This window comes from Salipaludibacillus sp. CUR1, from assembly GCF_021028955.1.
Lineage (GTDB): Bacteria > Bacillota > Bacilli > Bacillales > Salisediminibacteriaceae > Salipaludibacillus.
Window position 1 is genome coordinate 175,646 of record NZ_JAIWPE010000053.1, and the last position, 6,255, is coordinate 181,900.

6 protein-coding genes are annotated in these 6,255 nt (G+C 43.8%); 5 read left to right on the forward strand and 1 reads right to left on the reverse strand.

Going from position 1 to position 6,255, the window contains the following annotated elements:
- Positions 1 to 95: 95 nt before the first annotated feature.
- The gene (locus K8O68_RS11205) at positions 96 to 1,169 is read right to left on the reverse strand and encodes a ketopantoate reductase family protein (RefSeq protein ID WP_230896971.1); all 1,074 of its coding nucleotides are present in this window, start codon (positions 1,167 to 1,169) and stop codon (positions 96 to 98) included.
- 411 nt (positions 1,170 to 1,580) lie between these two features.
- Here K8O68_RS11205 and sda point away from each other — a divergent pair, with 411 nt between their 5' ends.
- The 5 genes from sda to K8O68_RS11230 all read left to right on the forward strand — a co-directional run bounded on the left by sda (position 1,581) and on the right by K8O68_RS11230 (position 6,132).
- Positions 1,581 to 1,718, forward strand: a complete 138-nt coding sequence (gene sda / locus K8O68_RS11210) for a sporulation histidine kinase inhibitor Sda (protein WP_230896972.1) — start codon at positions 1,581 to 1,583, stop codon at positions 1,716 to 1,718.
- A gap of 221 nt (positions 1,719 to 1,939) precedes the next feature.
- A complete protein-coding gene (locus K8O68_RS11215; RefSeq protein WP_230896973.1) occupies positions 1,940 to 2,524 on the forward strand; it encodes a helix-turn-helix domain-containing protein in 585 nt (194 codons plus the stop codon).
- A gap of 478 nt (positions 2,525 to 3,002) precedes the next feature.
- Positions 3,003 to 4,454, forward strand: a complete 1,452-nt coding sequence (locus K8O68_RS11220) for an NAD(P)/FAD-dependent oxidoreductase (protein ID WP_230896974.1) — start codon at positions 3,003 to 3,005, stop codon at positions 4,452 to 4,454.
- A gap of 23 nt (positions 4,455 to 4,477) precedes the next feature.
- Complete coding sequence (locus K8O68_RS11225; RefSeq protein WP_230896975.1) at positions 4,478 to 5,749, forward strand: NAD(P)/FAD-dependent oxidoreductase; 1,272 nt, start codon at positions 4,478 to 4,480, stop codon at positions 5,747 to 5,749.
- Entirely contained in the window at positions 5,746 to 6,132 is a 387-nt protein-coding gene (locus K8O68_RS11230) for a DUF1667 domain-containing protein (protein ID WP_230896976.1), read from the forward strand. Before K8O68_RS11225 ends, K8O68_RS11230 begins: the two co-directional genes overlap by 4 nt.
- Positions 6,133 to 6,255 lie beyond the last annotated feature (123 nt).

Consider the following 6,255-nt stretch of genomic DNA (forward strand, 5'->3'; position numbering starts at 1 on the left):
AGACTGTTTTTAGGTATAAGGCGGGGAAGAAGGGGAGAGGCGTCAGTGCCACCTTTGTCTAAATGTGTTATACGGTTGAATCCTGTTAAAAACGGCTAATCTTTACATGAACATTTCCTGAACATACTTAATAATACTGCTGCACCGGCAGCTGTCCACCAGACGCCTTTCCAGTTCAGCGGGAGGTCTTTGCTTCCTTCAGGTAGAGGAGAAGCTTCCTGGCTGTAGTACTTGTACAAGTCATCAAGCACCGGCGTGGGTGCGCCCCCCGCCCGGACCAGTTCAAAAAATTCATCGGTAATATGTTTCATTTCATCGGGGGCAGCTTCCAGGTGGCCGAATGCCACCTGGATAGCCTCCAGTTTAATAATTTTCTTTAAGTAATACACAAGAAGAGGTTCCGGGAGCCATTCAAGCATTTTGACGACAGCTGGCGGAGTCATTTTAACATCTGCTGCACGTAAAGCACGTAAAGCTTCTCTTATCCCTCTAATTGTTAATACACGCGCATCCCTCGTATTTCCGTACCTGTTTAAATTATTTCCTGCGGCGAAAATGGCCGGAGGAAAAGCAGGGGCTACAAAAGCTGCGTGGCATTTAAGCCAGTCATCCATATCTTTACGTATTTGAATATTATAGCCTCTCATGGAGCCCAGAATGTCTGCCACTTGGCGGGTTCTTTCAGTGACAGACCCATCAGGCTCACCGACAGGCATTGTCCATTTTTTCTGTTCATGAACAGGCAGCATACGCATAACATGGCCTTTCCGGTCTCCGCCAGGCAAAGGGAATCCGATCATCACACGGTCGCTGCCCAGAGAATCCATTAATCTTTGGGGACCTTCGGCATTATTCATCATAAATAAAAAGGTGGGCACGTTTTTATTTGCAGCCAGAACCGGCAGTATTTCTATTGCCTGGTTTTTCCTCATGGGGATTATTACTAAATCATAATAATCATTAGCTTCAAGACTTTCGACTATTCGCGCGTGAGTTACCGTCTGCTCTCCGGTAGAACTGTTTTCCGTTACCACTCCGTACTCTCTTAGTTCCTCGAGCCTTTTTCCGCGGGCAAGTAAAGATACATCATGCCCGGCTTCAATCAGCCTTTCTGTAAATAAGCTTCCAAACGGGCCGGCTCCGTAAATTAAAATCTTCTTTCTAACCATGGGACCACTCCTTTTTTATGGGATGTTATTTAGGTTGTATCTAAGAAGGCGAAATCAATATTAAAAGAGTCGGATGTGGGGGTAAGGAAAACTCCGCGTGAGACTACCCTTGTTTAGCACGGGAAGTGGCTGAAACTTGGGAAAACGGCAAACGTGCAGGGGATTTCTAAGATTAATTTAATACTAATATGCCCTGTTAATTGAATGACACATTATTTTCGAACAATTGGTGAATAAACACTGTAATACGTTAAAACATACATGCATTATTGTGGCTGTTTGCCACATTATTTGTCGATTTCTAATAGTAATATAGAAGTAGGCAGGGTTATACGCAAAGGTGTACAAAATTTGAGCATACTTAGGGCGGTTATAGAAGAGTTTCAGAGGTACATTGAGAGGTGAGTTAGTTTGAATGAAATATCAGATGACCTGCTGAAAGAAATTTACCAGAAGGCTGTTGAATTTAATTTAGACAGCGACTTTATTAAACTCCTGACCGATGAGCTGGTTAAAAGAAATCTATGGGATAATTCTTTCTACCCTTAACTTTTTAAAATCCTTACGTTTACCAACATGATATTACTTTAGGATTTTTTACCAACTTAGCTTGATAATATTGTCCGCTTACTGGAGGTATTTTATTACTGAGACATGAAGGCTTCACAGGTAAAAAATGTGAAGCTTTTTAGCATACTCTTAAACAGTTCAAATTTTTTATTTTTTGTAATATTATAATAACTATAGATGAGAATAAATAGGGGTGCGAAATGAAAAGGGAATGGCTGATTAATTTAAGAAAAGACAAGAATTTGACGCAACAGCAGGTAGCTGCACTGTCTTTTATTGACCGGGGCTTTTATGCGCAGATCGAAAAAGGGATCAGGGATCCAAGTATCCCTGTGGCAAAAAAGGTGGCGGAAGTCCTCTCATTTAATCCGGCCGCTTTTTTCTCCAGCCAGCTGGATGGCCTTTTTCATGTGGCTCTGGCTGACAGCCCGATTATTGTGGCCCACTTTGATCTGAAATTGAAATATACGTGGATTTTCAACTCTCACTCAGATTTTAATGACGACACTATTATAGGAAAAACGGATATAGAGGTTGCTAACAACGAAGGAACGCTTCAGTTAATGAACCTGAAAAAAGAAGTACTGCAGAAAAACGAGGCACTTCGCAAAACAATTACATTTCCTGTGTCTGACGGCCCTTTAATCTATGATATTTATGGCGCTCCACTAGTTGAGAACGGCAGCCTGACAGGCGGCACTACGGTAGCCACCGATGTCACCCATATACTTACCGGCAAAGAAGCATTAGATAAGGATACGATGGTCAAAAAAGAAACGACTTAGGACAAGACATACAATTGAACCTGTGAACTTAGTTAAGTACTTTACATTCCAACAGCTTTATGAGCAGTTAGTTATTAAAACATCAGCAGCTCTTACAAAGCTGGTTATTTAAATTAAGGATTTGCTTCTATAAAGGTGCTCAAAGACGCGTCTTTTACTAAGGGCGCTTATTATAAAATCCGATTGGGCATGCACTATAATTGTGTCGCTTTTATGAAATCGGCATGCGGAATGGTCGGACAGCCTATTTTTCATGATATGATGACAGTAACTTAATAGATTAATGCAGAGATTAGGAGAATCGCATGAACGCGTCTAAGGAACCCTTAGGCTTGTTTCGTGCGATTTTTTTGTATCTCTTAAAAAGGAGGGTCCCGCGCTGACTAACTGTCAGGCGCCCTTATTAAAATTTTTGCTGCCAGCTTTAAAGCTTGTTGTGGCCAGTGTCTATCCAGGAAATGGAGAGGAGAATGGATTTATGTATGATGTAACCATTATCGGAGCCGGAATTGTTGGAACATCAATTGCCCGGGAGTTAGCAAAGTATGAATTGAAGACAGCTTTGGTGGATAAGGAAAATGATGTGTCAAATGGAACAACAAAAGCAAACAGTGCCATCGTTCATGCCGGGTTTGACTGCAAGCCCGGGACAGTAAAGGCGGAAACAAATGTGAAGGGGAATGCACTATATGAACAGCTTTGTAAAGAGCTGGATGTGCCTTTTAAGAAAATTGGCTCTTTCGTTACTGCTTTTAACGAACAGGATCTCGCCCATCTTAAGTTTTTAAAAAGGCAGGGGGAAGCAAATGGTGTTGCAGGATTGGAGATCCTTTCGCGCGATGAAGTCCTTAATCGGGAGGCCAACCTGTCGCGCGAGGTCTTGGCAGCCCTTTATGCCCCTACGGCAGGTATCGTCGGCTCTTTCGAATTAGCGATCGCTTTAGCCGAGAACGCGGCAGATAACGGGGTGGACATTCATCTGAACAGCCCGGTCACAGCCATAGAAAAAACAGCACATGGATACAGGCTCACTGCAGGTGAAAATATAATTGAAAGCCGCTACGTTATTAATTGCGCAGGGTTGTATGCTGACAAAATAAACAATCTCGTCAACGAGCCGTATTTTGAAATCCTTCCGTTTGCTGGAGAATACAATCTGTTTGACAGATCTACAGGTGACTATTTAAACACGATTGTCTTCCAGCCGCCTTCAGATAAAGGGAAGGGAGTTGTCGCCCTGCCGACAGTGGAAGGAAACTTCCTGATCGGACCGACATCTGAAGGGCCGAAAGAACGGGATGATGTGAAAACGACGAGTAAAGGCATACAGGAGTTAAGAGAAAAAGGAATGAAGGTGGTACCGGATTTCCCTTTCCATAAAGTGATTACTTCCTTTACAGGGTTAAGAGCAAAAACTCCTGATAATGATTTCATTATAGATAAGCCCGCAGGTAGTCCTCGATTTATTAATGTAGCCGCTATTGATTCACCAGGTTTAACGGCAGCCCCGGCCATTGCGGAAAAAGTCGTTCAAATGGTTAAAGATAGTCACGGCTTTTTAGTTGAAAACGTGGATTTTATACCGTTCCGAAGACCTGTTAACCGTTTTATTGAAGCGCCGGCGGAAGAGAAAGCAAAGCTTATAAACTACGATCCGCGCTACGGACGGATTATTTGCAGGTGTGAAAATATCACAGAGGGAGATATTGTCGATATGATCCACCGCAACGCAGGGGCGGAAACAATAGACGGAGTGAAACGGAGAGTGAGAGCGGGTGCCGGAAGATGCCAGGGAGGATTTTGCGCTCCCCGTGTGATGGAGATCCTGGCCAGGGAAATGAATGTGGATATTACTTCTATTGTAAAAGACAAAAAAGAATCTTATCTCTTAACAGGGGAAACGAAAGCACCAGCTAAAGAATTTGTATAATACATTTCAGGAGGGGAAGTCAAATGAATTACGATCTTGTTGTGATCGGTGGAGGACCGGCCGGTTTAGCTGCAGCTATTGAAGCAAGGGAAAACGGAGTAGAGTCTATTTTGGTTCTGGAAAGAGACAGAGAACTGGGCGGGATTCTTCAGCAATGCATACACAATGGCTTCGGGCTTCACACGTTTAAAGAGGAGCTGACAGGGCCGGAGTATGCCGAGCGGTTTATCAGAAAATTAAAAGACCTCTCAATTGAATATAAACTGGACACGATGGTGCTCGACGTGACAGAAGATAAATTAATCAGTGCGGTAAATACACTGGACGGTTTTTTTCAAATCAAAGCTAAAGCTGTAGTCCTTGCCATGGGCTGCCTGGAGAGAACGAGAGGCGCCATAAATATTCCAGGAACACGGGCTTCAGGTGTGTATACAGCAGGAACCGCGCAGCGGTTTGTCAATATGGAAGGGTATATGGTGGGAAAAGACGTGGTAATCGTAGGTTCCGGTGATATTGGGCTGGTAATGGCCAGGCGGATGACTCTTGAAGGAGCAAACGTCCATGCGGTAGTTGAACTCATGCCTTATTCAGGAGGGCTTGCTAGAAATATCGTTCAATGCCTGAATGGTTATGATATCCCGCTCCTGTTAAGCCATACAGTTACAGAAGTAAGAGGCGAGGAGCGAGTCGAAGAAGTGGTGATTGCAAAGGTGGATGAAGATAAGCGGCCGATTCCAGGAACTGAACAGGTGATCGCGTGCGACACACTCCTTCTGTCAGTCGGGCTGATCCCTGAAAACGAGCTTTCCAAAAAAGCAAGTGTCGAGATTAATCCGCTGACAGGGGGACCGGTTGTTAACGAATCAATGGAAACATCGGTACCCGGGATATTCGCTTGTGGTAATGTGGTTCATGTTCACGATCTGGTAGACTGGGTCACTGAAGAAAGCTGCCGGGCAGGAAAGCATGCTGCAAAGTACGTAAAAGGAGAGCTTTCCGCAAGTGACGAGCCGATCCGCACGGAAGCGGAAAATGGGGTCCGTTATATCGTTCCGCATCATATACAGAAAGATAATATAGACGGTAAGCTGACCCTTATGTTCCGTGTCGATAACGTGTATGAAAATGCGCGTATTGTGATTAAAAATAACGGAGAGACAATTAAATCTGTTAAAAAAAGGCATCTCGCGCCTGCGGAAATGGAATCGGTTAAGTTAAAAGCAAAAGATCTTGAAAAAATTCAGGACGGTACACTGACTGTAAATGTGACAGTAGAGGAGGTAGTTGCCCAATGAATATGACAGAATTGACCTGTATCACTTGTCCAATCGGCTGCCATTTAGAAGTAATAGAGGTTTCGGAGGATGGCGCTGTGTCTTTTATCGTCCGCGGAAATACATGTAAGCGGGGTGAAAAATACGGGATTGAAGAAATGACAAACCCGACAAGGATGGTCACCACAACGGTAAAGGTGGAAGGGGCTCATCTGCCGAGGGTACCTGTAAAAACCTCCGAACCTGTACCGAAAGACAGTATCTTTGATTGCATGAAAGTACTGAATAACGTCAAGCTTCAAGCTCCCGTCCTTTGCGGCGAAAAAGTCGTGGAAGATTTCCAGGGGCTTGGCATAGATATTATCGCCACAAGAAGCCTTCAAAAAGCGGTAGAAAAAGTGTAAAAACCTGGGGGGTCTGTCCCAGTAGCCTTGCATGAATGGAATATAATGTAATTTTGAGTTTACAAACACAAAAAAAGCTCCTATTGTAGAGGAGAGACCAATACTTGTTCCCAATCCTCTACA